Source organism: Enterovibrio coralii, from assembly GCF_001559595.1.
Classification (GTDB): domain Bacteria; phylum Pseudomonadota; class Gammaproteobacteria; order Enterobacterales; family Vibrionaceae; genus Enterovibrio; species Enterovibrio coralii.
This window is the reverse complement of sequence record NZ_LNTY01000029.1, coordinates 70644-95981: the sequence shown is the minus strand read 5'-3', so window position 1 is coordinate 95981 and position 25338 is coordinate 70644. Positions and strand designations below refer to the sequence as shown.

18 protein-coding genes and 4 pseudogenes are annotated in these 25338 nt (G+C 49.0%); 14 read left to right on the top strand and 8 right to left on the bottom strand.

The genetic code is table 11. The features are described from left to right. Positions 1 to 29 precede the first annotated feature (29 nt). The 4 genes and pseudogenes from ATN88_RS09195 to glsA all read left to right on the top strand — a co-directional run bounded on the left by ATN88_RS09195 (position 30) and on the right by glsA (position 3996). Positions 30 to 1408, top strand: a pseudogene (locus tag ATN88_RS09195) (glutamate decarboxylase). Positions 1409 to 1500: 92 nt separating this feature from the next. Beyond that, the gene (gadC, locus tag ATN88_RS09190; protein ID WP_067414519.1) at positions 1501 to 3060 is read left to right on the top strand and encodes a putative glutamine/gamma-aminobutyrate antiporter GadC; all 1560 of its coding nucleotides are present in this window, start codon (positions 1501 to 1503) and stop codon (positions 3058 to 3060) included. Continuing rightward, on the top strand, positions 3057 to 3197 hold the full coding sequence (locus tag ATN88_RS27090; protein WP_232313010.1) for a hypothetical protein: 141 nt from the start codon (positions 3057 to 3059) through the stop codon (positions 3195 to 3197). The genes gadC and ATN88_RS27090 overlap by 4 nt, the downstream gene beginning before the upstream one ends. Further along, positions 3170 to 3996: pseudogene (gene glsA / locus ATN88_RS28870) on the top strand (glutaminase A). Before ATN88_RS27090 ends, glsA begins: the two are co-directional and overlap by 28 nt. 48 nt (positions 3997 to 4044) lie before the next feature. On the opposite strand, the gene ATN88_RS09180 reads toward glsA, so the two are convergent. Beyond that, positions 4045 to 5292, bottom strand: a complete 1248-nt coding sequence (locus ATN88_RS09180; protein ID WP_232313003.1) for a CinA family nicotinamide mononucleotide deamidase-related protein — start codon at positions 5290 to 5292, stop codon at positions 4045 to 4047. 233 nt (positions 5293 to 5525) lie between these two features. Here ATN88_RS09180 and ATN88_RS09175 point away from each other — a divergent pair, with 233 nt between their 5' ends. Beyond that, complete coding sequence (locus tag ATN88_RS09175; RefSeq protein WP_067414516.1) at positions 5526 to 6710, top strand: aromatic amino acid transport family protein; 1185 nt, start codon at positions 5526 to 5528, stop codon at positions 6708 to 6710. Positions 6711 to 6866: 156 nt separating this feature from the next. Then, complete coding sequence (locus tag ATN88_RS09170; RefSeq protein ID WP_067414513.1) at positions 6867 to 7754, top strand: DUF3943 domain-containing protein; 888 nt, start codon at positions 6867 to 6869, stop codon at positions 7752 to 7754. 92 nt (positions 7755 to 7846) lie between these two features. On the opposite strand, the gene ATN88_RS09165 is transcribed toward ATN88_RS09170, so the two are convergent. From ATN88_RS09165 to cysB, 3 genes are all read right to left on the bottom strand, one after another. Next, positions 7847 to 8569, bottom strand: a complete 723-nt coding sequence (locus ATN88_RS09165; protein WP_067414509.1) for a sulfite exporter TauE/SafE family protein — start codon at positions 8567 to 8569, stop codon at positions 7847 to 7849. Next, positions 8570 to 9694, bottom strand: a complete 1125-nt coding sequence (locus ATN88_RS09160; RefSeq protein WP_083539452.1) for a methyltransferase — start codon at positions 9692 to 9694, stop codon at positions 8570 to 8572. A gap of 190 nt (positions 9695 to 9884) precedes the next feature. Beyond that, positions 9885 to 10859, bottom strand: coding sequence for an HTH-type transcriptional regulator CysB (gene cysB, locus ATN88_RS09155; protein WP_067414502.1), 975 nt, complete (start codon positions 10857 to 10859; stop codon positions 9885 to 9887). Between the two features lie 330 nt (positions 10860 to 11189). Here cysB and ATN88_RS09150 point away from each other — a divergent pair, with 330 nt between their 5' ends. The 6 genes and pseudogenes from ATN88_RS09150 to ATN88_RS09125 all read left to right on the top strand — a co-directional run bounded on the left by ATN88_RS09150 (position 11190) and on the right by ATN88_RS09125 (position 18298). Continuing rightward, positions 11190 to 11945 carry a DNA repair protein gene (locus tag ATN88_RS09150; RefSeq protein ID WP_067414497.1) on the top strand — a complete coding sequence of 252 codons (756 nt, stop codon included), beginning with the start codon at positions 11190 to 11192 and terminating at the stop codon, positions 11943 to 11945. 308 nt (positions 11946 to 12253) lie between these two features. Next, a complete protein-coding gene (locus ATN88_RS09145) occupies positions 12254 to 14227 on the top strand; it encodes a methyl-accepting chemotaxis protein (protein WP_067414494.1) in 1974 nt (657 codons plus the stop codon). 10 nt (positions 14228 to 14237) lie between these two features. Then, complete coding sequence (locus ATN88_RS09140; RefSeq protein ID WP_067414491.1) at positions 14238 to 15536, top strand: ABC transporter substrate-binding protein; 1299 nt, start codon at positions 14238 to 14240, stop codon at positions 15534 to 15536. Positions 15537 to 15834: 298 nt separating this feature from the next. Then, positions 15835 to 16657, top strand: a pseudogene (locus tag ATN88_RS28570) (DUF3100 domain-containing protein). 3 nt (positions 16658 to 16660) lie between these two features. Continuing rightward, positions 16661 to 17110 carry a hypothetical protein gene (locus tag ATN88_RS09130; RefSeq protein ID WP_067414487.1) on the top strand — a complete coding sequence of 150 codons (450 nt, stop codon included), beginning with the start codon at positions 16661 to 16663 and terminating at the stop codon, positions 17108 to 17110. Continuing rightward, complete coding sequence (locus ATN88_RS09125) at positions 17111 to 18298, top strand: M20 metallopeptidase family protein (RefSeq protein ID WP_067414484.1); 1188 nt, start codon at positions 17111 to 17113, stop codon at positions 18296 to 18298. A gap of 79 nt (positions 18299 to 18377) precedes the next feature. Here the strand turns inward: ATN88_RS09125 and adiA are convergent, their stop codons facing one another. Further along, on the bottom strand, positions 18378 to 20672 hold the full coding sequence (gene adiA, locus ATN88_RS09120) for an arginine decarboxylase (protein ID WP_067414481.1): 2295 nt from the start codon (positions 20670 to 20672) through the stop codon (positions 18378 to 18380). Positions 20673 to 21033: 361 nt separating this feature from the next. Between adiA and potE the strand changes: the two genes are divergently transcribed. After that, complete coding sequence (potE, locus tag ATN88_RS09115; protein WP_067414477.1) at positions 21034 to 22353, top strand: putrescine-ornithine antiporter; 1320 nt, start codon at positions 21034 to 21036, stop codon at positions 22351 to 22353. A 9-nt stretch (positions 22354 to 22362) separates the two neighbouring features. Continuing rightward, positions 22363 to 22737 (top strand): hypothetical protein, encoded by a 375-nt coding sequence (locus ATN88_RS09110; RefSeq protein WP_067414474.1) that lies wholly within the window; start codon positions 22363 to 22365, stop codon positions 22735 to 22737. Positions 22738 to 22796: 59 nt separating this feature from the next. Here the strand turns inward: ATN88_RS09110 and ATN88_RS09105 are convergent, their stop codons facing one another. From ATN88_RS09105 to ATN88_RS09095, 3 genes and pseudogenes are all read right to left on the bottom strand, one after another. Continuing rightward, positions 22797 to 23771 (bottom strand): LysR substrate-binding domain-containing protein, encoded by a 975-nt coding sequence (locus ATN88_RS09105; protein ID WP_067414472.1) that lies wholly within the window; start codon positions 23769 to 23771, stop codon positions 22797 to 22799. Between the two features lie 166 nt (positions 23772 to 23937). Continuing rightward, positions 23938 to 24365 (bottom strand): annotated as a pseudogene (locus ATN88_RS09100) (low molecular weight protein-tyrosine-phosphatase). Between the two features lie 195 nt (positions 24366 to 24560). Continuing rightward, a complete protein-coding gene (locus ATN88_RS09095; protein WP_067414469.1) occupies positions 24561 to 25289 on the bottom strand; it encodes a dienelactone hydrolase family protein in 729 nt (242 codons plus the stop codon). Positions 25290 to 25338: the final 49 nt, after the last annotated feature.

The following is a 25338-nucleotide window of genomic DNA, read 5'->3' as shown; positions in this document are numbered from 1 at the left end:
CTCAAAGGCACATTGAAGGAGCTACACCTATGGGACTGCATTATAAAAATCAAACGGGTTCAGAAAGTGAGGATATTTACGAAGAGGTCCTCTCTCAAACCCAGCTACCCAAATTCTCCCTACCAAAAGAAAGTCAGTCACCCGAGCTTGTCGCGCAAATGCTGAAAGACGAGCTGCTTATGGATGGTAATGCGCGCCAGAATCTCGCAACATTTTGCTCTACCTGGATGGAACCGAGTGTTCACGAACTCATGGATGTCTGTATCGACAAGAACATGATCGATAAAGACGAGTACCCGCAAACGGCAGAGATTGAAGCACGCTGTGTGCACATTCTTGCCAAGTTGTGGAACAGCCAAGAAAGTGAAACGACGGTAGGTTGCTCAACCACGGGATCATCCGAGGCAGCGATGCTGGGCGGACTGGCGATGAAATGGCGTTGGCGTCAAAAGCGCGAAGCGCAAGGCTTACCAACCGACAAACCAAACATCGTCTGCGGTCCTGTTCAGATCTGTTGGCATAAGTTCGCGCGCTACTTTGATGTAGAAATGCGTGAAATACCGCTAGATGGTGACGAAGTATGCATGAACCCAGACAAGCTCATGCAATACGTCGACGAAAACACCATTGGTGTGGTTCCAACTCTCGGCGTGACATACACCTGTGTCTTCGAACCTGTCGAAGCTATCTCGAAAAAACTCGATGAGCTACAAACCTCCACCGGATTGGATGTTCCTATCCACGTTGACGGTGCCTCGGGCGGGTTTATCGCCCCATTTATTAATCCAGAACTGAAGTGGGATTTCAGACTTCCTCGAGTTGTGTCTATCAACAGTTCCGGTCACAAATATGGTCTTGCCCCTCTGGGTGTGGGCTGGGTTGTTTGGCGTAACGAGCAACACTTACCAGAAGAGTTGGTGTTTAAAGTCGATTACCTTGGCGGCAACATGCCAACCTTTGCGTTGAATTTCTCCCGCCCTGGCGGCCAGATTGTGGCGCAATACTATAACTTCCTGCGTTTGGGCTTTGATGGCTACAAAGGCATCCAAGAGTCCTGCCTACAAACCGCTCAATGGTTGGCAGATGAAATTGCCAAAATCGGTCCATTTGACCTCTTCTATGATGGTCGTGGTGGCCTGCCTGCGCTCAGCTACAGCCTGAAAGAAGGTGATTGGGGCTTCACCCTGTACGATCTTTCAGACCGCATGCGCATGCGCGGCTGGCAAATTGCGTCTTACCCTCTGCCAGGTAATCGCCGAGACACCGTCATCCAACGCATTATGATCCGTCACGGTGTCAGCTTGATATGGCCGCTCTCATGTTGGAGGACCTCAAACGCTGCGTTGAGTACTTCAAGCAATATCCACAGGTGCACTCCGGTGCGACGTCTTCATTCCATCATGGTTAACTCGCTCTAAACCCAAGAAAAGTTAGTTTTGCATTTATCCCTGTCTGGCCGCGCCACAGTGACGGCCAGACACATTTGCAGGAATTAGAAAGATGAATAAGAAATCGCCTTCAGACAGCAATCTCAAACAAGCTGGGAAAATCAGTGTCGCCACGTTTGCCATTATGAACGTGGTCGCCGTGGTCAGCCTTCGTGGCCTACCTGCGGAAGCAGAGTATGGCCTTAGTTCCGTGTTTTACTACGTCTTTGCCGCGTTATTCTTTTTGGTGCCCGTGTCACTGGTTGCTGCTGAATTAGCAACAGGCTGGCCGGAAAAAGGCGGTATTTTTCGCTGGGTGGGTGAAGCCTTTGGCCCTCGCCTCGCCTTTATTTCGATGTTTTTACTCTTTGTCCAAGTCTGTGTTTGGTTCCCAACAGCCTTGACCTTTGGTGCTGTATCGCTGGCCTTTATCGGTCCCGATCAGACCTTTGATGCAGCCTTGTCGCAGAACAAGTTCTTTGTTCTTGCCATTGTGCTTGCCATCTACTGGTTTGCCACCTTCGTGGCGTTTAAAGGCGTTTCTGCGTTTACCCTGCTCTCTAAGTGGGGCGGTATCATAGGTACCATCATCCCCGCCATTATTCTGATTTTGCTAGGCTTCTCGTTCTATTTCAGCGGCGCAAAAATTCAGATTGATCTGTCATGGTCACAACTGGTACCCGATTTTTCAAACTTCAATAATGTCGTCTTGGCTGCCAGTATCTTCTTGTTCTATGCCGGTATGGAGATGAATGCGATTCATGTGAAAGATCTCGATAATCCCACCCGCTCCTATCCGCTCGCTATCGGTATGGCAGCACTCGGTACTGTGGTGATCTTTATCCTAGGTACGCTGGCGATTGCTTTCGTCATCCCAAGTGCGGACATCAACCTCACTCAAAGCTTGCTGGTCGCCTACTTTGATATGTTCAAATGGGCAGGTTTAGGCTTCCTTGCACCTATCATGGCGATCTGTCTAGCAATCGGTGTTCTGGCGGGTATCGTGACTTGGGTTGCGGGTCCTTCAACAGGTCTTTTGGAAGTGGCCAAAGCCGGTTACATGCCACGCTTTTGGCAGCACACCAACAAAAATGGCATGGCGACACATATCCTTCTCGTACAGGGTATCATCGTCAGCTTCTTGGCCATTACCTTCGTGGTGCTTCCATCCGTAGAAGCGGCATATCAAATCCTGAGTCAGCTCGCGGCAGTGATCTATTTAACGCTGTACATGCTGATGTTCTCCGCGGCGATTTACCTGCGTTTCAGCCAGCCTAATCGCCCTCGTCCATATCGTGTACCGGGAGGCAAAAAAGGTCTGTATGTCATTGCGGGTGTGGGCTTTACTGCGTCACTGACTGCGTTTGCGTTCAGCTTTATTCCACCAAGCCAAATTGCTGTCGGTAGCCCAACAGTGTTCATTTCGCTCTTGGTCGGTTTGACACTGCTGTTCATCGCGATTCCGTTAGTGATTTACGCAGTAAGAAAACCACATTGGCGCGATGAGAACTCCGACTTTGCCCCATTCACTTGGCAGATTGAAGGTGTTCACCCAGGCTTGCAGAACCATTCTGATAAGCACACTCCACTGGTGACAGAAAGCCATCAAAAGAATCAAGGAGGCAAGGCATGAACACATTGCCGAATGCCACGGATTTACAGGCTCTGGTCGATGAAACCTTCGCCTTGTTCCATGCCCTTCCGGGGGCGAGAACGCAAGCTACATCCCGTATCTGGATTCTGTGCCATCTGCACTTTCCGCCTTGGTGATAGTGACGGCTGACGGTCAAGTATTCCAAGCGGGGGAAAGCGACTATGGTTTTGCGATTGAGTCGATTTCGAAAGTCGCCACATTGGCCTTGTTGATGGAAGATGTTGGGCCAGAAATGGTGCGAGAAAAAATTGGCGCAGAGCCGACGGGTCTCCCTTTCAATTCGGTTCTTGCACTGTGCGAGCATCAAGATAAGCCTTTATCTCCGCTCGTAAATGCCGGTGCGATGGCAAGTGTCAGCTTGTTGAATGCGCAAAATGCGGAAGCGCGTTGTCTCGAATTCTCGACATTCAGCGAAAGCTAACCGCAAACCAAATTGTGCTGTCCGATGAAATCAACGAGTCTGAGCAAACGACTAACTTCCATAATCGCGGAATCGCATGGCTGCTCTACGCAGCAGGCAACTGCTTCTGTGATCCGATGGAAGCCTGTGAAGTCTATACCCGACAATGCTCTACACTCGTCACCTGCAAAGACCTTGCGGTAATGAGTGCAACGCTCGCGAACAAAGGTGTCAATCCGGTATCTGGTGAGCAGGTACTCACTGGCGCGAATATTCCACATATCCTCGCGGAAATGACCATGGAAGGCCTCTACGACTATTCTGGCGACTGGGCATTTGAAGTGGGTTTACCGGGGAAAAGTGGCGTAGGCGGCGGCATTCTTGCCGTGGCTCCAGGCAAACTTGGCATCGCGGCATTTTCACCGCCGCTGGATGAATCAGGCAATAGCGTACGCGCACAGCGCATGATTGCTCATGTGGTGAAGTCGCTGGGGCTGAATATCTACGCGTCTTAACTGTCTAGTTCGCATAAGTAAAAAAGCCTGACTCTGTCAGGCTTTTCTTTATTGTTCGATTTCAACAGGAATATGCAGCGATTCCAATGTGGCCAGCGCGCTGATTTCTGGGAACATTTCTTTTCCGGTCAAGTATCTGCGCAGCATGTCGAGCATCATAGTAGACGCATAACAACGGTAGTCTTCGTTGGTTAACTTACGCCCCGTTTTCACGATGATGCCCCAATCACCCATCGCAGTTGAAAGCCCCAGTGCCACACGCCCTGCTTCTACATTCCCGCTGGCAAGACCAATCTCAACGCCTGCGTTTTCTCGCGCCGCCGTTGCCATAGCAAGGACCGCCGCAAGCGGGTTGTAATCATTTTCTGTTACCAAAGAGGACTCACTTAACACCCATCCTTGTGTCAGGGCGTTTTGGGTGTCAGCGTTTTCATTGAGCCAATTTGTCAGGTAACCACCGGTGAATTTCTCGGCCACTGCCAGCCTCAGGCTTGACTCACGCAGCAAATCGCCCATGGTCTCAAGCAAAGATTTGCCATCACCCACCAAGTTATCGCCAATGGCATGCTTGATCGCTTCGGTGATCAAAGAGATTTCTGAATGCTGACGAGGTGAAAATACCTTCACTTCAATGAATGGAAGGGCTGAACGGTAACCAAGCTCGAAACCTTCCGGCAGATCTATCGCTTCGAAACGATCGTTAAGCGTGGACTCACCAACACCAAAAGAGTAAAGACGCTGAATCTCACGCTTGGCCGTATTGGGATAGCGCGCTTGCAATCGCGGAAGAATTTCGTCTTCGAACATTTGCTTGAATTCGCTTGGCACTCCCGGCGTAAAGAACATCAAGCAACCATTAAGCTCTGCAGAAAAACCACACGCACTACCAACGGGATTATCAATCAGCTCTGCGCCTTCAGGCAGCATGGCTTGTTTGATATTGCTCTTTGGCATAGTGCGACCATTTTTTTCGAAGCGCTCTTTAAGTGCCGTCAGCCAATAGCTGTTGAGCTCTACGTCCACATCCATCGCCATGGCCATGGCTTCGGTGGTGAGATCATCGGTCGTCGGACCTAATCCACCATTAACGATCACCACATCGGAGACTTGGCTGCAACGCACTAATTCGATGGCAATATCGTCCAACGCATCACCGGTCGTCACTCGACGATTAAGGGCAAACCCTTCCTCGAAACAACGACGCGAGAGCCAAGCAGCGTTGGTATCGGTGATGTCACCGTGTAATACCTCTTCGCCTGTACTTAACATGGCAACACGAAGTTTGCTCTGCTCCACCGGTATCTCCTTGTATGCATTGAAGTTCATCCATTATGCCCAGACAGTCGCTAACACCGCAACCCAGAACTTGCGTACAAAAAAGATTACACCATGCGTTTTTCTTTTGTTACACTCCTCAGCCCGAAAATCTGGATTACGCCTGTAATCCGTGAAATATTCAGCCAAATCAGGATGAAAACGCACCACCCAGACAGGGTGTAAACAATAAATTACAGCATTAAGTGGTAGCTATGAGAAGTAAAACAGTAGGAAGTATATTAATCATCGCCGGAACGACGGTTGGTGCAGGCATGTTAGCGTTGCCTCTCGCCTCTGCGGGATTGGGCTTTACAACATCAACGCTCATCATGATTGCGATGTGGATGCTGATGAGTTATACCGCTTTGCTGATGCTCGAAGTGCATCAACATGCTCCTGCTGGCGCAACGCTCAATACATTAGCGAAGCAATTCTTAGGACGAAAAGGTCAATACCTAGCGACCTTTGCAACGCTGTTCCTACTATATGCACTTTGCGCGGCATACATTGCTGGCGGTGGCGGCCAGTTCAATACCAAGCTTTCGGCGTTTGCACATTTTGACCTCCCACCAGCGGTAGGCACAGTGGTCTTCACGGCATTGGTGGCTAGCGTCATTATGTTGGGCACGCAGAAAGTAGATTTCATCAACCGTGGTTTGTTCGCGCTCAAGATCATTATGCTGGCATTGTCATTGGGACTACTGACACCGCACGTTTCCATGAGCAATCTCATGATGCTGCCAATTGAACAAGGCCTCATGGTTGCAGCTATTCCTGTCATGTTCACCTCATTCGGTTTCCACGGCAGCATTCCTTCCGTTGTTGCTTACACAGGTCTAAACATTCGTTCTCTGCGCATTATCATGATTTGTGGCTCTGCGCTTCCGCTGTTGATTTACCTGTTCTGGCAAGCGGCTAGCTTTGGCGCATTGGGTCAAGGTTCACTGTCAGCGAGCGGTGACTTGCAAGGCTTCTTCCATGCCATCAGCACGGTGGTGATGTCTCCACGTGTTACCTCTGCCATTTCATGGTTTGCTGACCTCGCGCTTGCGACCTCGTTTTTGGGGGTAAGTTTGGGGTTGTTTGACTTCATTTCAGACTCACTGAAACGCGAAAACTCTTTCAAAGGACGCCTACAAACAGGGGCGATCACTTTCCTGCCACCTCTGTTGATTGCGCTGTTCTACCCTGACGGATTTATCAAGGCCTTAGGCTACGCTGCGATTGCCTTGGTGTTGCTTGCAGTGATTCTTCCTGTACTGATGACAATAAAGGTACGTCGTGCGGGATTAAACAAAGATAAGTATCAAGTTTTTGGTGGAAATATCGCCCTTTCAATTGCTATGATTAGCGGCCTAATTGTAATTGCCTCACAATTGGTAAACGGTATCAATTAAGAGACGATATCGTGACGGTGTTTTTAACACGGACGTTGGAAGTAGCACCGACAAATTAATCACATTTGTGTATAGAAATTAACTCGTTGCCGAACCAGGCTCCAGATCCGATCTGTAAAGCATGGTTTGGCATTTTGTTTGTGTGGGAGATCCTCCGTGCGCTATCGCTCGACTTTGGCAGCAGCAAGCTTGCTGTGTGCTCAATCTGCTTTTGCTTTTGATGCTTCAACTCTGAATTTCGAACAGCAAGCATATGACTATTCAAATGCTTTCGGCTATGCACCAACTGCTCTGAGCGATAACTCATCTGTAGAGACAGACAACGGCATGCGTTTCAACGACGCACCAAAGCACCAACTGCCGAAATACCTCAGCACTGCACCTGAAAAAGACTGGGATTACCTGATGGGCCAGACTTACACCATTTTGGGTTTGAGTGTGGCAACGGTCGGTATGATGACCTTCCTGCCAGAAAGTGTGACTAACTGGACAGCAGAAGACCGCGATTTCAGTAACCTAGCAAACAAGTGGTGGGACAACGTGTCTGAAGGCCCTGTATGGGATAAAGACGACCACTACCTGAACTACGTGATGCACCCATACTTTGGCGGTGTTTACTACACAGCAGCACGTCACTCTGGTTTTAACGAGTTTGAATCGTTCGTCTACTCCTTCACAATGTCTACCTTCTTCTGGGAGTACGGTGTCGAATCATTCGCGGAAGTGCCGTCTATTCAGGACATCATCGTCACACCGTTGTTCGGTGCTGCTGTGGGTGAATGGATGTACCTGACAGAGCAAGACATCGTTGCGAACGGCGGCGAAGTATTGGGCTCTGACACTCTGGGTGGCGTTAGCTTGTTCTTCCTGAACCCTGTTGGCCATATTCACCACTGGATCACGGGTCTGTGGCAAGGCGACACTGAAGTGAAGATGAACTACAACCCATGGTTCGACAATAAAGAAGCAATGCAATACGCAATGGATTCAGGTGCAGGCTACGATGCTCAGTTCGTAGGTATGCAAGTAAGCCTGAAGTTCTAAGCGTCAACCAGGTTCAAACAAAAAACGCCAGCGATAAGCTGGCGTTTTTTTATGTCTGTTATTTCCATTCCCAGATCCGAAGGTAAGTCCTGCTAGGCCAAGCCTTGGATAAAGGTGCTGACACCAGCAAATGAACATAACGCCAGCAAACCGTACCTGACCCATTCCGCTTTGACATAAGGTGCCAGCTTGTAAGCAATGGCAGAGGATAGCAGTACAAACGGTAAAGACACCAAGCTCACTTTGACATGCCAAAGCGTAAAGTAGCCCGCGAATGCCAATGCAATCAGCGAGATCACACAGCTAAAAATAAAGTAACCCGCTAGGTTTGCTCTTAGCTTTACCACGTCCATTTTTTGTAGCACCAGTGCCATGGGCGGCCCGCCGATGCTGGTGGTCGTTCCCATGATGGCAGCAACAAATCCGGCCAAGAACATGTTCTTATTATTCGGCTCAACCGAGAACTTAAACAAGCTGGCGATAACCGCAAACAGTACCGCAAGCCCCATCATCATTTGCATGGCAGAAATGGAGAGGTACGCAAGCATTACGCCCGCCACCAGCGTGCCGGGTATCCGACCGATAAATGCCCAACCCAAGCCACGCAAAGAAAGCTGAGAGCGATACTGCCACGTGTTGACGGACGAAAGATACAGGGTCACAAGCGTAACGGCCGTTGGCACCAGCACGGGGTCAATCATCATCACAAAGGGCGCAGATACGATGGCAAGGCCAAACCCAATGAGGCTTTGAACAAATGCGCCTGCTGAGAGTGCTAGCGCAATAAGCATGAGCTGCTCAAAGCTCAGATCCATTTAGCCTTTCCTTCTGGCATGAATAAAGAGATTGCGCGGCGTAAGGTCTCTTTCGCAGAAAGTGGTTACGTCGACGTCAAAGCCGTTTTCCAACATGTAAATAGCCCTATCCAGTACTAGCCACATTTCCAAAGGACGTCGAAACAAGGTTCTGACCGTTTCCATTTTCTCCACGTGGTGGAACCTCGCTTCACCCATTTTTTGGTAATGGTCGAAGTCGATGTCATCAGGCAGCGTCATATTCTTCTGCTCTGCCGCCCACTGACAAAATACTGAAAAGCCTTCATTTAATAATGATTTTTGTACATTGGGAACGGGCAGATAGCAATCAACTTTGTTCAAGTTTCTCTGCAATGCATCAAAACCTAATCGAAAGCTCACTTCCACAAAGCGTTTGTTTTTGACCGTCTGTCCCGCAGTGACAGTTTCTTGTAGAGGTAGCTTCAAATCATGACGAGACAAAGAAAGTGCAGACTGCTTGCCCACTGTCGATAGCGGTTGGTATTTGGTGTCTTTGATCAGGTGATAACAACACGGTGATACGCTGACTGTTTGAACATCTGTGCCAACAGCGTGTTGAAGTAAGGTGACGTGCAAGTCCCCACAAGCATGCAACGCGACTGCATGATCGCAGCCAGATAACAGAGCTTTGCTTTCTGGCGCAAACGCATCACCATGAACGAAGTCCATAGATAGATGGTGCTTGTCTGCGTATGTCTGACCGTCTTCACACAATGCCTGCTGCCATTCTAGGCTGGTCACTTGTGCTTGCCTTGACGCGGCAAGTACACGTCCCAAATACCCTTTCCCAGCGCACCACTCTAACCAATGGCTTTGCTTTTCAATGGGTAGTGATTGGTTAAACGCTTGAATCTGAGACCACTTTCGCCCAGGAATACCCGTTGACCATTGCTCGTCACAAGTGATGTCGGAGACCTCGTTCTCTGCCACCGAACTCATGTCGGTCAAGGTTTCGCACTCAGGTAGCCAAGCACTGACCGCCTTTAGAAGCGTTGCGGGGTCTTCTTTATACGCTTGCAGCGATGCCAAGCTTTGGGTATCCAGCCAATCGCACAGCTCTGGGTGAGACTCTCGCCACGGCAGATCCAGACTGTCAAAGGGCATGCCCTGCCACAGACTGACGTAGCGCGACAACACATCGTCAAGCTGCAAAAACTGCTGGATTAAGGGGGATGTTACCGTAGACAAGACGCACTCCGAGCCGAAAGGCAATGAAACTAGAACGCGCGGAGTATAACCTTAAACCGCTGCAAGGTGCAGCGGTTCAACAGGCATCTATCTCTTGGAGAGAGATCTAGCGGACGGGCAAATCCATCGAAGCAAATAGCTTGTCCACTTCAATCGGGTCTTTACATTGCATCGCTTTATCCACCACCTCTCTGGTCAGGTGCGGTGCAAAGCTTTCGATAAAGTCGTACATATAGTTACGAAGCACAGTGCCTTTTCGAAAACCAATTCGTGTGGTGCTGGCATCAAAGATATGGCTGGCGTCAATGGCTACCAGATCATCATCAAGCTTCTCGTCGTAAGCCATGGTCGCCATCACCCCAATACCCACACCCAATCGAACATAGGTTTTAATAACGTCTGCGTCGGTCGCGGTAAAGACAATATTGGGTTTTAACTTGGCACGATTAAAGGCCGAATCCAAACTCGACCTACCCGTGAAGCCAAAGACATACGTTACAAGTGGATAGCGCGCAATGTCTTGGATGGTCAACGGGACACGCTTGGTCAGCGGATGCCCTTTTTTCACGATAAGAGAGCGCGTCCAGTGATAACACGGCAACATCACCAAGTCTTCATAGAGATGCGACGCTTCCGTTGCTATCGCAAACTCTGAAGCACCTTTGAGCACAAAGCTGGCGATTTGGCTTGGGGCACCTTGATGCATGTGGAGCGACACTTTCGGGTAACGTTGAACAAACCTAGAGATCACGTCTGGCAGAGCATATCGCGCCTGCGTATGCGTGGTTGCAATGTTTAGCTGGCCGTATTCTGGGTTGGTGTACTCCTGCGCAACGGCTTTGATACTGTCGACACGAGAAAGGATGTCTCGGGCAATATCGACAATTTGCTCGCCTGCAGGTGTCAGTTTTGTCAGATGCTTACCGCTGCGACCGAAAACTTGCACGCCAAGCTCGTCTTCGAGGGCGCGAATTTGCTTACTGATCCCCGGTTGGGAGGTAAAAAGGCTTTCGGCGGTGGAAGAAACATTGAGGTCGTGATTCACAACTTCCACGATGTATTTTAGTTGTTGTAGTTTCATTCAGTTGTCAGCGGCAATTGGGTAAGGCTCAGTTGATTTATAACGTGTATCGTGGGATTTGAGTAGGCGTAGATGCTATATCCGCAAGCTATCGCTCAAAATTAACGCATTTGGCCGTCAGCCCTAGAAATTTGTCATGACAGAGGCTGCCGTAACTGCATGATTGGTTGCGTAATAAACGTGCGTTCAAACGCACTAAGCTTGAGAAAAGCGTTACGTCACGCCAGATTTTAGCTAAGATCGAAAATAGTAATAACAAACTATAACCATACTTGCAGATCGTGTATCTTAGTCTGCCTAAGTTGAAACAGGGAATATCGACGCTCGCTTATGAATATCGCCTTGATTGTGGGTCTATCTGTTATCTTGCTTGGCTTGATTGTTGGTTACAACATCATGGCTCAGCAACGCCAACGCGTAGAGTCATCTAAGCGCCAGGAAATGGCTAAATATATTGCTGTTATTGATGCCACCGAAGAGCTGATCGGTAACGCACACAATTTGCCATACAGTGGCACACTGCTGGTTTGTTTGAACCAAAAAATTCTTGATGCGTTGAAAACGATGCACGACATCGATAAGACGGACCGTTCCCTGCCTCAGCGCATTGTTGACGTTCAAAACCAAGTTAACCAAATCAAACAGGCATACCAAAACAAAGAGTCGACCTCCTTCCGTGTTCCTGACAGTGACCGTGAAGCGATCTCAATGCTAAAACTGGTTAAGCGTCTACGTGCTGTTATCAAAGCCGAGCACACAAAAGGACGTATGCCGACGCAAGCTTTCGTGTCTGAAAACGCTCGCTTAGAACAAATGCAGCTCAAGATTAATATCGAGAACGTCATTAAGCGTGTTAACGATGCACAAATCAAAGGCCAAATGGGTACGGCGCAACAGCTTCTGAAAAAAGCATTGGCGATTGTCAGTGCTAAGAATGACCCGTACTGTCAATCAGCAAAAGAAAACCTAACTGCCATGCTTGCTGAAGTCGATGCCAAGCTGAATCAAGGTGCCGAGGCTGCCAAGCCTAAGAATGAAGAGAACAAAGAACTGGATGAACTCTTCGCACCGAAGAAGAAATGGTAGGCTCCTAATTGCTTTTTTAAAGGCCCTGCGGGGCCTTTTTTATTACGTCCAATTCCATTCAGTCCCCCGCCAATAATCAGTATTTCCCTGATCTTGCTTCCAATTTAATTTCCAGCGCGAATTATTTTGTGCTTTACGTAACAATTTTTTATTAAAGAATGTGACACCAAGTGCCGATAAGTTCGATTGATGTCAAAATTATTACCCCATTTTTGTTTTGGCCCGCTGACTTATTTTGAGTCATAAAAATTTAACGCCAAACATTACTTTTTGTCTGTCCCCAAGACTGCCGTAAGAGTGAGAGAACAATGAAGTTTTCCGTAGTACAACGAACCATCGCAGGTTTCACATTAGTCTTCGTACTAATGGCTCTACTCAGCAGTGTCAGCTTATTCAACGCACAAACGCTTCAAAGCAAAGTTGAACAAATCACTGACCAATCCACCCCAATGGTTGTTGCATCAGGTGATCTGATCACGCAGTTGATGCGCACAAACCTGCTGGTTAACACTTTCCACAATGACCTGACGAACGTAAGCGCTGTGGACAGCGTGTTCGAAGACCAAAAGCAACGCTTTTTCCAAACGTTGAACCGCGCGCAGAATAACGCGGTGCAAGACGAAGAACGTCAACAACTGCGCGCTATTTACCAAGCATCATCACGCTACTATGACCAAGCAGAAGTGCTGGTGGACATGCAGCAACGTTCAATGGACTTGGTCGAACAGCGTCAAGCACTGGATTTGAAATTCCTGCGCCTTGAAGACACCTACCAGTGGGCGGCAAATCTGCTTTTGCAAAAAGCATCTGTAAAGCGTTCTCTGCATAACCGCGCAGAACTTATCACCAGTGGTATTGCGCGTGACCTGAAACTGCTGCGTCGTGCAAACCAAGACACCGATCTAGCCAAGCTGCGCGCCGTACTGTCTAAAGATATAGAAATTGCCTTCAAACGCCTTGAGTTGATTTCCGTTGAGGATGACGTAAAAGCGCGTTACTCGCGTAACTTGAAAAAGGTGGAATCACTCACGCTGGGACAAGGTGGCTTGCTGGATGTACTAACTCAGCAACAACGCATCAACCAAGGCCTGCTGAGCGCAAACCGTGATACCAATGAGCAGCTAGAACGTATCCAATCTCAGCTTCAGCGCTTTGCCGATCACGCGCAACAATTAGCGCAATCAAGCCGTGCTGCCGCTGAAACGGCAGTGAGCGAAGCGTTCCTGTACGTGATTTTGATGACATCTATCGCTGCGGCTATCAGCTTGTGGGTTGGTTTTACCACCACACGCAGCATTCAAAAACCACTGGCATTGATCAACAACGTCCTCGACAAAATGACCGCGGGCGACATGCGTACACGCACCAACTACGACACTCATGACGAATTTGGCGAACTAAGCCGCTCTATCGACATGCTAGCCAGCACCATGTCTCAAACGCTGGCGAAATTTGGTGACGGAGCGAAGCATCTGCTTGATGAAGCAGGACGCTCAGCGTCTGTTAGCGAAAGTGCAATGTCTCGCGTGGAAGACCAGAAATCTCGTACTGACCAAGTCGCTGCTGCCATCTCTGAAATGGAAGTGAGTGCGAAAGAGATTTCTCGTTCTACTGAAATGACGGTGGCAGAAGTAGAAAGCACCAACCAAGCAGCTAACAGTGGCCGCTCGCAAGTCTCTCGCAGCCGCCAGTTGACCGAACAACTGTCAGGCAATATCGAAGAAGCAGTATCGAACACTCAGCAATTGAACCAATACTCTTCTCACATTGGTTCAATCCTACACGTGATTCAGGACATTGCTGAGCAAACCAACCTACTAGCACTAAACGCAGCGATTGAAGCAGCACGTGCAGGTGCTCATGGTCGCGGTTTTGCAGTGGTTGCAGATGAAGTGCGTGCTCTAGCAACACGTACTCAGCAATCCACTGAAGAAATTCAGCAGATGATCAACAACCTGCAAGGCAACGCATCACGCATGGCGGAAACCATGAGTGTTAGCCAGAAGCAAATGGAAGACTGTTTGACACAAACCCGCATGACCGACGAAACCCTTCAGGACATCGTGGCACGCATGCAGGCTATTCAAGAGATGACAGTTCATGTTGCACAAGCAACCGAAGAACAAATCAAGGTGAGTCATGATGTCGCCGAGCACATCAATGGCATCGCGCATGTTGCTTATGAAGCTGAAAAAGATGCGCGTGAATCCGCATCAAGCAGCGACGCATTAGCCACATTGGCGCAAGAGCAACAAAACCTGATTTCTAACTTCCGCGTGTAAGGAACTGATAATGAATAAAATGACTCTCTTGCCATTGGTTGCAATGTCTTTGGCTGTCTCTTCATTTGCCAGTGCACAGACCACGCTGGTGATTGACTCATGGCGCAGTGACGACAAAGTGTGGAATGAGAAAATCATTCCTGCTTTCAACAAGCACTACCCTAACATCAAGGTTGAATACCGTTCGCCGCCAGACATGGATGCGTCTAAATGGAATGGCGACATGGAACAGCGCTTTTCACAAGGCACAGCGGGCGACTTGATTGCATGTCGTCCCTTTGATGGCTCACTCGCCCTTTACCAACGTGGCCTGTTGAAAGAAGTCACCGAAATGGAAGGCATGGAGAACTTCCCAAGCTTCGCGCAAACACCGTGGCAAACCGATTCCGGCGCGACCACCTTCTGTTTGCCAATGGCATCAGTGATCCACGGTTTCTTTTACAACAAAGACATCTTCAAAGAAGTTGGTGTCAACGAGCCAGTGACCAAGGCAGATTTTTACTGGGCACTCGAAAAAGCCAAGCGTGAAGGCTATCTGCCACTTGCAATGGGCACGAAAGACAAGTGGGAAGCCGCGACCATGGGCTTTCAGAACATCGGCCCAACCTTCTGGAAAGGCGAAGATGGCCGTGAAGCATTGGTTCAAGGTACCGAGCGCATTGACAGTGAAGCATACCGCCAAACTTTCACCGAGTTGAAAAAGTGGGCGAACTACATGGGCGAGGATTTTGACCAGCGTAGTTACGCGCAAGCGATTGACGCTTTCGCAACTGGCAAAGCCGCGGTCTATCCAGCGGGCTCTTGGGACATCATGACCTTTAAAGGCAAAGTGAACATGGGTGTGTTCCCACCGCCCGTTGAAAAGAAAGGTGATGCCTGTTATTTCACGGATCACACCGACTTAGGCATGGGGATTTATTCCAAGTCCAAGAACCCAGAAGCCGCAGAACTGTTCCTTAAGTGGATGACCACGGCGGAATTTGCTGAGTTGTTGACCAACGAAATCTCTGGCTTCTTCTCGCTGTCTAACCACTTCTTTGACGTCAAAGATCCGATTGCGCAGGAAATGATGTCATGGCGTGATACCTGTGACTCAACCATTCGCAACACGGCGCAAGTCCTGTCACGTGGAGAGCCAAACCTTGAGTTGGAAGTGTGGGAAACCAGCGTCGGTGTGATGGCAGGTCAATTGACACCAACACAAGCCACAGAACAGCTACAAAAAGGGCTGGCATCTTGGTACCAGCCTCAGAAAGACAGCATGAAAAAAGCGTCAACAGAGACACTGTACTGCCCGCCAGTTCAATAATCTTGCTTGCTAAAAATAAACCCGGCCTTTGCGCCGGGTTTATTTTTATTCCACCACGCCATCGTTGTTAAGTGAGATAATTACGACGGTTACACTTGTTACTTTTCATGCCCATTCAGCAACACAGTTAACACGTGCCTCTCGACCTTTTTACCGCCCAATAACCCCTAATTCCATATGGGAATATGATATTTAGTTTTCATCTAGATACCGGAATCAACTATTGATCTCATTCACGTTTCCCTTTTCCGCACTCCCTATAATCGCCCTGGATTCCACATTTACTTGATGAAGAAGTATGAGCAACGTAGAAAACAAAGGCGGACAAGCGCGTATCGTGATGACCAGTGTCATCGCAGTTGCTGCGCTAATTTTCGTTTCGCAATTCCTTATCGGCACCCAAAAAATCAACCTGGGCTTTGCTACCATTTCCATCCTACCAATGCTGTTCGCAGTAATGTTCGGTATGGCTCTGTCTGTTAACTGGACCAAAACAAAAGTTAAAGCATGGGGCAAAATCTTCACTGAGAAAGAAGAAGGTTTCTGCGGCAAGATGGTAGGTTACTGTCTTCTGGTTCTGGGCACGCAATACGCAGGCATGATCATCCCTAACCTAGAAATGATCATCGACGCGGGTGTTCCTCTGCTTCTGCAAGAGCTGGGTAACCTGCTTCCTATTCTGGTTGCTGTTCCTCTGGCTGTGAAATTTGGCTTTGGCCGTAAAGCGATCGGCGCATGTTCTTCTATCAGCGTGAGCCTTCAATCGCTGTTATTCAAGGTAAATTCGGCACCGGTAGCCTGAGTACGTTGGCGTACTGGCTATCTACCTGTGTGGTTCTGTGATCGGCACCCTTTGGTTCTCTGTTCTTGGCAGTATCGCACCACTTACAGGTCTTCACCCACTGGCTCTGGCAGCAGGCTCGGGCGTAGGTTCAGGCTCAATGCTGAGCGCAGCATCAGGCGCACTGGTTTCAGGTCTGGATCCAGAAATGGCGAAGCAAGTTCTGAGTATCGCTGCAGCATCTAACCTGCTGTCTTCAGTACTGGGTGCTCTGTCGCTGACCTTCCTAGGTCTGCCACTGGCTGAACTTCTCTACAAAATCTGTAACAAAGGTAAATAAGCCATGAAAGCCATTTTTAACGACATGAAGCTGGTGTCTCTTGCGATTGTACTGGCTGGTTTTACCCAATTCCTGACGAACGGTACTGCGCCACTTGAGATGGTTGACAGCTTCATCGCGATGTCAGTGATCGTTTTCCTGTCGCTGGTTGCTAAGAAGTTCATTCCTTCTTCTCTACCAACGTTCGCATACGCAACCATCATCGGTATTTTGATCTGTCTTCCAGATACGCCGGTTCGCACTTACTTCCTGGAGTCTGTGGGTAAGATCCAGTTCCTGTCAGTGTGTGTACCGTTGCTAGCATTCGCTGGTCTGTCTGTAGGCGGCCAGATGGAAGAACTGAAGAAGATGTCTTGGAAAGTTATCGTTATCTTCCTGATTGTTGCAACTAGCTGTTTCTTCGGCGCATCAATGGTTGCGCAAATCGGCTTCCAAATGAAAGGGATTATCTAAATGTCAGCTAAGTACAGCAATTTTAATCTGGACGGCAAACTGCTGGGCCTGCATGAGTTCAGCATCAAGACCCGTCGCGATCTGCACCAGATCCCTGAAGTATCAGGTGAAGAATTCAAAACCTCTGCGTACTGTCAGGCACTGATGACAGAGATGGGTTACTCGCTGACCACTTACGAAGGTTTCACTGGCTTTATCGCTGACCTGACCGTGAACCCAGAATGGGCTCGCGTAGCATTCCGTGCGGACATGGACGCACTGGAAATGCAAGACATGACCGACAACGAGTACCGTTCTACTCACGAAGGTCGTTCACACAACTGTGGTCACGATACCCACATGGCTATCATCCTGACCGCAGCGAAATACCTGTCAGAAAACAAAGAAGAACTGAAACACAACGTTCGCTTTGTTTTCCAAATGGCAGAAGAAGACATGCGTGTACCTGGCGCGAGCAAAATGGTTGAGCTGGGTTGTATGGAAGGCGTTGCGGAAGTGTATGCACTGCACAATGACGCGGCACTGGAATACGGCATGGTGAAAATCAACAACGGCATCATGTCGTCTTACGGTTCAGCTTGGACACTGGAAGTACACGGTGTTTCAGCGCACGGTTCTACACCTCAAAAAGGTATGGACGCAATTCGTGAAGCTAGCCGTATCATCATGGACATGGACTACGTTGTTGCAAAACGTACTAACCCATTCAGCCCAGCTGTATTCGGTTGTGGTATGTTCAACGGCGGTAGCATCCCCAATGCAATCCCTGACTACGCACAGGCTCGCGGTACAATCCGTGCAATGGACGCGGAAACTGACCAAATCCTGAAAGACAGCTTCGGCACTTTCGTGAAAGAAAGTGAAATCCGTGGTTTCAAAACCACCATGGAATGTGAAGGTTACCCTGCGGTAATCAACCACCCAGAAGCGTACCAGCGCGTTGTTGATGCGGCTCAAGCGACTGTTCCTGCAGATCGTCTGGACCCACACGGCAAACCAATGACAGGTTCTGAAGACTTCAGCCTGATGGTTAACGCGGCTGCAAACCAGAAAGGCGCGATGTTCTTCCTGGGCAGTGGTAACGCAGAAGCAGGCATTTGTAACTACCTGCACTCAAGCCCTTACTACGTGGATGACGATTTCCTGCTGATCGGCGCGCAAATCTTCGTTCGCATCGCTTGTTCATAAGACAAGCTGACTCCCCCTAAAATAAAAAAGGCCGGATATGATCCGGCCTTTTCTTTATCTCTCAGGAAGAATTAGCAAGCTAGACGTTTTTCACACACATCACGTGGTAAACGCCATCGTGAAGCTCTGTCCCTTCTGTTTCTTTCTCAAAACCTGGGAACTCTTCATCCCACACTTCGAGGCTCTTGAGGTAGTTGATTTGCGGACTGCTTTCATCACCAAAGCTTTCACCTGACATCAGCATTGGAATGCCTGGTGGGTAAGGGATAACCGCATTCGCCGCGACACGACCAACCAATTGATGAGAAGGCACCATTTCCACGTTGTCAGCCACAATCGCTTGGAAAGCAGCACGTGGCGTCATGATGGCTTCTGGCAGCGTCTCGTAAGCCGCGTTCAGCACCTCGCCTGGGTTGTGTTTCTTGAGGTAGGCAAAGATCTTGTCACCCAAGTCTTTCAGACCCAAATCGCCGTAAGCATCTGGGAAGTCTGCCACCAAATCAGGCAAGGCATCAGCAAGAGGTGTGTTTGCATCGTAATGGCGTTTAAATGCCATCAGGGTATTCACCAGCGTTGCCCACTTACCTTTGGTGATACCCATTGAGAACAGGAACATCACTTGGAAATCCGTAGTACGGGTTGGCACAATACCAAAGCGTCCTAGGTACAAGGTTACCAGCGCGGCTGGCACACCCGTGTCCAGCAGTTTGCCATCATCACCCATACCCGGCGCGAGGATGCTGACCTTGATGGGGTCGAGCATACACCAGTCCGCAGGCATGTCTTTGAAGCCGTGCCAGTTGTCGCCTGGGTGCATGACCCACGCATCTTGGCTTTCACACAACAGATCGGCAGGTGCATCTTCAAACGCATAGGATTGACCACTTTCTGGATCTTTCACCACTTCCGCGTTCCAAGGTTTGAAGAACCAATCGCCCTTCTCGTTGTATTCGCGATTCAAGCGGCCCATTGCCTGACGGAAGTCCACCGCTTCGCGAATCACTTCCAGCGTCAATGAATGCCCACGGTTACCCGCCATTTGCGATACCGCAATGTCATTCGATGCACTGATTGCATACAGCGGTGAGGTGGTAGCGTGCATCATGTACGCTTGGTTAAAGCGTTCATAACTGATCGCGCCTTTACCGTTACGCACATGCAGCCATGATGCTTGAGACAATGCATTGAGAAGTTTGTGCGTCGAGTGCGTAGCGAACACGGTTGGACCATCTGGGTCGTCTACCGGATCGCCGCGCATCGCAAAGTGGTTTTCATAAATCGGGTTAAAGCGCGCATAACCATACCAAGCTTCATCGAAGTGAATACGGTCACTGCTCTCTGCCAAAATGTCTTGAGCGCGTTTTGCGTTATAACACAGCCCATCATAGGTACAGTTGGTCAACACCGCATACACAGCACGTTGGTCTGCGTAGTCTTTTGTGAGTGAGTACTCTTTCGCGCGCTGATCCAGCACAGGCTTAGACAGTTGGTCTGGATAAATCGGGCCGATGATGCCGTAACGGTTACGTGTTGGCACCAAATACACGGGACGTGAGCCTGATAACATCAAACCTTGCTCGATAGACTTGTGACAGTTTCGGTCACAAATGACCAAGTCATTCTCGTTCATACACGCCGACATGATCGTACGGTTTGAACCTGATGTACCGGTTACCAGCGAGTACGATTGGTGTGCGCCAAAGACTTTTGCTGCGTATCGCTCACTCTCACCAAACGACCCCGTGTGGTCGAGCAAAGAACCTAAACTGCCACGCTCAATCCCCATATCTGTACGGAAGATCCCTTCACCGTAGTAGTTATAGAAGCGCTGACCCGCAGGTGTTTTGGTGAAGCCTACACCACCTTGGTGGCCCGGTGCAGCCCATGAGTACTCGTGGATGTCGTCATATTTCATCAATGCCGACATCAGTGGAGGAAGAAGTTGATTTCGGTAGCGCGTCATTGCTGCAATTGCTCGACCAGCGATGAAATCAGGCGTGTCTTCAAGAATCCATGCGAATTCATCAACCTTTTCCATCATTTCTTTGGTGACATGCAGCGTGATTTTTTTACGTTCTGCTAAGAGGAATACGGGGACGCCTTGCTGGCGACGGTTGAGCTTATCAATCAGCACAAAGAACCTGTCGTTTTCCTCTGCCTGAGAGCCACTCATTGCTGACGTTAACATCAAGCAATCCAGTGCCGTATTCGTGAAAATCATGGAGTAACAGTCATCAAAACTGTTGGCGACCATGACTCGTGCTCCGCCCTCTTCGAGCTCAGAAACCAATCTGTCGATTGCGTTTCCAACAACACCCTCTCTGTGGGCCTCTTCTAAAATCAGAACATTAAATTTCTTTCCATAGGTTTTCATAGCCTACCCCAGCACTGTACATGAAGAAGAGAACGCTCAAATGTTTATTGAGACTCATTCACCATAGAAGAGAGCATAGCAACGCAAAGTCGCAAAAGAGCAACTATGAAAAAAAAGAAAACGGTTCGACCCTACAACTGCATTGATCACAATTTTCTGTGATTTGATCTATCACTCTGTCTTGTAAACGATTCAAACCTCCCCTGCCCCAGCATCTACTTTCATTTCGACGGCTCGTGCAATTTTCTGTAGCACGAGAAATGTCACATTTTTGCGCGACTCTTATATGCTCTGTAGAGGCAGTGCATGGAAGAAACTCATTTCCGCATATCAAGTAAAGCCCAAGCGGTGGAGAACAAGCATGGCATCAGGAAACAAAATGGGATTGGTTGGCCTCACTACCATAGTGACGGTCAACATGATGGGGTCAGGCATCATAATGCTGCCGGCCAGTTTGGCGCAGACAGGGGCGATTTCCCTGCTTTCGTGGATAGTGACCGCAATTGGTGCGATGTGTATCGCTTATGCCTTTGCAAAGTGCGGTATGTACTGCAACAAAGACGGTGGTATGTCTGCGTATGCTAACGAAGCACACGGAAAATCCTCGTTTTTTATCGCCTCTTACACTTACTACGTCTGCCTCGTAATCAGTGCGGTTGCAATTGCCGTTTCGGCAGCCGGTTACTTAGTACCGTTTTTCCCTTGGATTAAAACCACCCCTATCCACACTTTCATTGCCGTTGTCGCGATCCTTGTCGTGACCATGGTAGCCAACTTTTGGGGACCAAAAATCACAGGGCAAATTTCGGCAATTACCGTATGGGGTATCATTATTCCTGTGGTGGGTCTTTCTATCGCGGGTTGGTTTTGGTTTAAACCAGACGTGTTTGCAGAAGCATGGAACCCGCACCAAGACACGAACATCACCGCGATATCATCGGGTATTGCTTTGACGCTCTGGGCGTTTCTCGGGATAGAGTCTGCAGGGGCTAACTCGGGGGCCGTTGAAAACCCCGAAAAGAATGTCCCCTTGGCATGTATGCTCGCCACCAGCTTTACCGCCATTGTGTATATCGCTTCCACCTCGGTGATTCAAGGCATTATTCCAAACGCTGAACTTGCGAAATCGGACGCGCCATTTGGTCTGGTTTATACCTATATGTTTAACGAAACGGTCGGTAGCATCATCACAGCCTTGGCTGTTATCGCCTGTATCGGCTCTTTGCTGGGTTGGCAGTTCACGAATGCGCAAGTGTCAAAAGCCGCAGCAGACATCAAGCTTTTCCCAAAAGTATTTGGTGAGGTAAACAAAGCAGACGCACCTATCAAAGGCATGTTAATCATGCTAGGTCTGGAGCTGGCACTCGCACTCATGACCATTTCGCCAAACCTCGTAAATCAGTTTAACGTCCTGCTTAACTTGGCGGTATTTATCAACATGGTGCCGTACATTCTGTCACTGACGGGTCTCGAAGTGATCCTTCGCAAGAAAAATGTCAGCAAGAAGGAATACCAAACGGGCGCACTCATCGGCACCTTGGCGGTGGTTTACAGTATTTATGGCGTCTACGCCTGTGGTCAATCGGCCGTCTTCTATGGCGCAATCTTGACGCTGTTTGGCTATATTTTCTATGGCTTCATCGCGGCGCGCGACAACAGAGACAATGGCTCAATGGCCTAGGGGGGAAAGATGCATTTTGCAGATCTGAACTCTAAAGTGCTTCGTCGACTTGCACTCGTGTTTGTGCCAATCCTTTTGGGTGGCTATGCATTTTCACTGAGTGCAGCCGAAGAGGTCACAGAAACCCAAGTGGTTGAGGTTGATGAGTCCGACCCAATGACGGCCATCGAAATCATTATTGGGAAACGCATTCCCGACACCGTCATAGAAGGTGACCGACCTCATCATGTATATCGACCTAAAACGCCGATATACCACCATCACCACCCGGAGAATGAACCTGTGCCACCAGCGATTAGAAAACACTTGCTGGTTGACCACCCTGAGGTGAATAACAATCAGGGCAGAGTGATTCGTACACCACCGGAAAATGATGGTCAGTAGCCTTAGCCTACAAACGAAAACGCAGCATGTCGCTGGCGTTTTTTTCTATTCGATGTTCGTCAGTAAACCGGGAGTTCAAGCCCTTCGAACAAGGTGTCCACTTTCTCACTGCTGTTTTGCATCAACACATTTTCCATCAAAGTTTTGGTGAGATGCGGCGAGAATGAGGTCAAGAAATCGTACATGTAGTTTTGCAGCAGGATGTCTTTCGAGAAACAAATCCACGCATTCGACGGCTCGAACAAGTGGTCAAGGTTAATGTACTTAAGCCCAGTGTTTTTGATATCTCGCGCTGCCAGTGATGACACAATACCGATACCAAAGCCGAGCTGAACATAACGCTTGATCACGTCCGCATCCATCACCGTCATGAAGTAGTTCGGCGACAATCCTTCTCGCTCAAACGCTTCATCTTGTGTACGACGCCCCGTCGCACCCGGCTCGTAACTCAAGATTGGGTATTCAGCCAATTGCTTGAGTGTCGGCTTCGAAATGTCAGCCAATGGATGATCTTCTGGCACAACCAGACCCAGAGTCCAACGGTATGCTGGCAACACAATCAAGTCATTGTCCAAGCCCACATCATGCGCCACGATAGAAAAGTCTGAATGGCCCTTGCTGATCACGCCCTTGGTTTGCAACGGCAGTGTCGGATGCAGGTGGAAGTTAATGTTTGGGTACTTACGGGTGAAGTAAGACACACTGTTTGGCAGCAGGTAACGCGCAATGGTGTGCGTGGTGTATATGTTCAGCGTGCCTACACTTGGATCCAAGTGTTCGTTCGCCAATGCTTTGATCTTCTGCTCCAAGGCAAGCATGCGCTCGACCTGCTCCAGAATGCGCTCGCCTATCGGTGTGATACCACTCAGGTTCTTACCGCGGCGTTCAAAGATGCGAACACCCAGCTCTTTTTCAAGCAACCCTACTTGCTTGCTGACGCCTGGTTGCGTAGTGAAAAGCGATTGTGAAGCAGCGGACACATTCAGATTGTTGTCCTTTATCGCTTTAAGATATTTGAGCTGTTGAAGTTTCAATCCCTTACCTCAAACTAAAATGGCAGCTATAGATCCTAAATTTATAAGAGCAAACTATTTTAAACAAGGGTTATACCGTGAGTTTGCTCAGTGTTTAGCAAATGCAGGCAAGAAAAAGAAAAGCCTGACAGGGACAGGCTTTTCAATATAGGTGAAAATTCAAACGCTACTGGCACTTATCCAAAATGCTGTCACTGGCGTCTTCAATCAAATCTAACACCAGCTCAAAGCCTCTTCCTGCCCCAAAGTAAGGGTCGGGAATTTCATCCAGCTTGGAATCACCATGGCTTAAAAACAAAGAGACTTTGTCACGGTATTGTTTTGGGCAGTCATCGAGAAGGTCAGCGAGGTTGGCTTTATCTGAAGCCAGAATCATGTCAAAGCGTTCAAAGTCTTCCATTACCACGGGGCGAGAGTAAATCCCTGAGAAGTCATAGCCGCGCGCTTCACCCGCTGCTCGGCTTCTGGCATCCGGTTTAGAGCTTCGTGGTATCCAATGGTGCCCGCAGAGTCGACAAACACGTCGATGCCACGCTCACTCGCCTTTTGCCTTAGCACGGCTTCTCCGGTCGGAGAACGGCAAATGTTTCCCATACATACAACGAGGATCTTTTTGGCTTGGTGATTTTTCATAGTGAGGCGACATCCTGTCTTGTCTGACAACTTTTACTCATGCCAATCTAGCAGACTGACGTCTGTAGCACCATGATTTGTCAGACAACAAACAACAAGAACTGCCGCCTCATTTGATGGATCTTAACCTTTGTGGCACTCGCTTACCGCTAGCCTTTAAAGGTTGGCTTCGAGAAATTCGCTGAAGGTAGCCCACGACTGTTTGTCTGCCGCTTCGCGATAACGGTTGGAATCAAACACCGTAAAGGCATGAGGCGCCCCAGAGTACACTTCAATCAGATAAGGCACGTTCGCTTGTTCAAGTTGAACAGATAGGTCAGCTACATCCGTCATTGGGATCCCTTTATCCGCGCCACCATGAGAGACAAAGATGGGTGCAGTATTTTCAGGGTAGCTTTGGTTCGCCGGTGTTTTCAGGCCGCCGTGGAACGTTGCATACCCTTTTACACCGTCACCTTTACCCGACCGGGCAAGCTCGAGTGTCGCCGCGCCGCCAAAGCAATAGCCCGCGACCACCACATCTTCAACCCCCATTGCTCTTGCTCGGTTTAACCCCGCCAAAATAAGGCCGCGCATTTTCTCTCGATCTTTATAAAGCTTGCCCACCTCAGCTTTTTTCGCACTGGTTTCAACCGGACGGTTTCCCTTGCCATACAAGTCTACTGCAAAGGTGTTGTAACCCATGGAGGAAAGCATATCGACGCGTTTTTGCTCATAGCCAGTCAAGCCATCCCAGTCATGAATCAACAGTACTGAGCCTTTTGGCGTCCCTTGTGCTGCGGCATAGTAGCCTTCTAAGTCCATGCCATCGGCTTGATAGTTGACGACTTCACCCGCCGTTGCATTCAAAGACAAACCTAAAACCAGCCATCCTAACGATTTCATTATGCTATCCCCTTATGTTGCGTTCTGAGTGATTGTAGTTGACGGATTA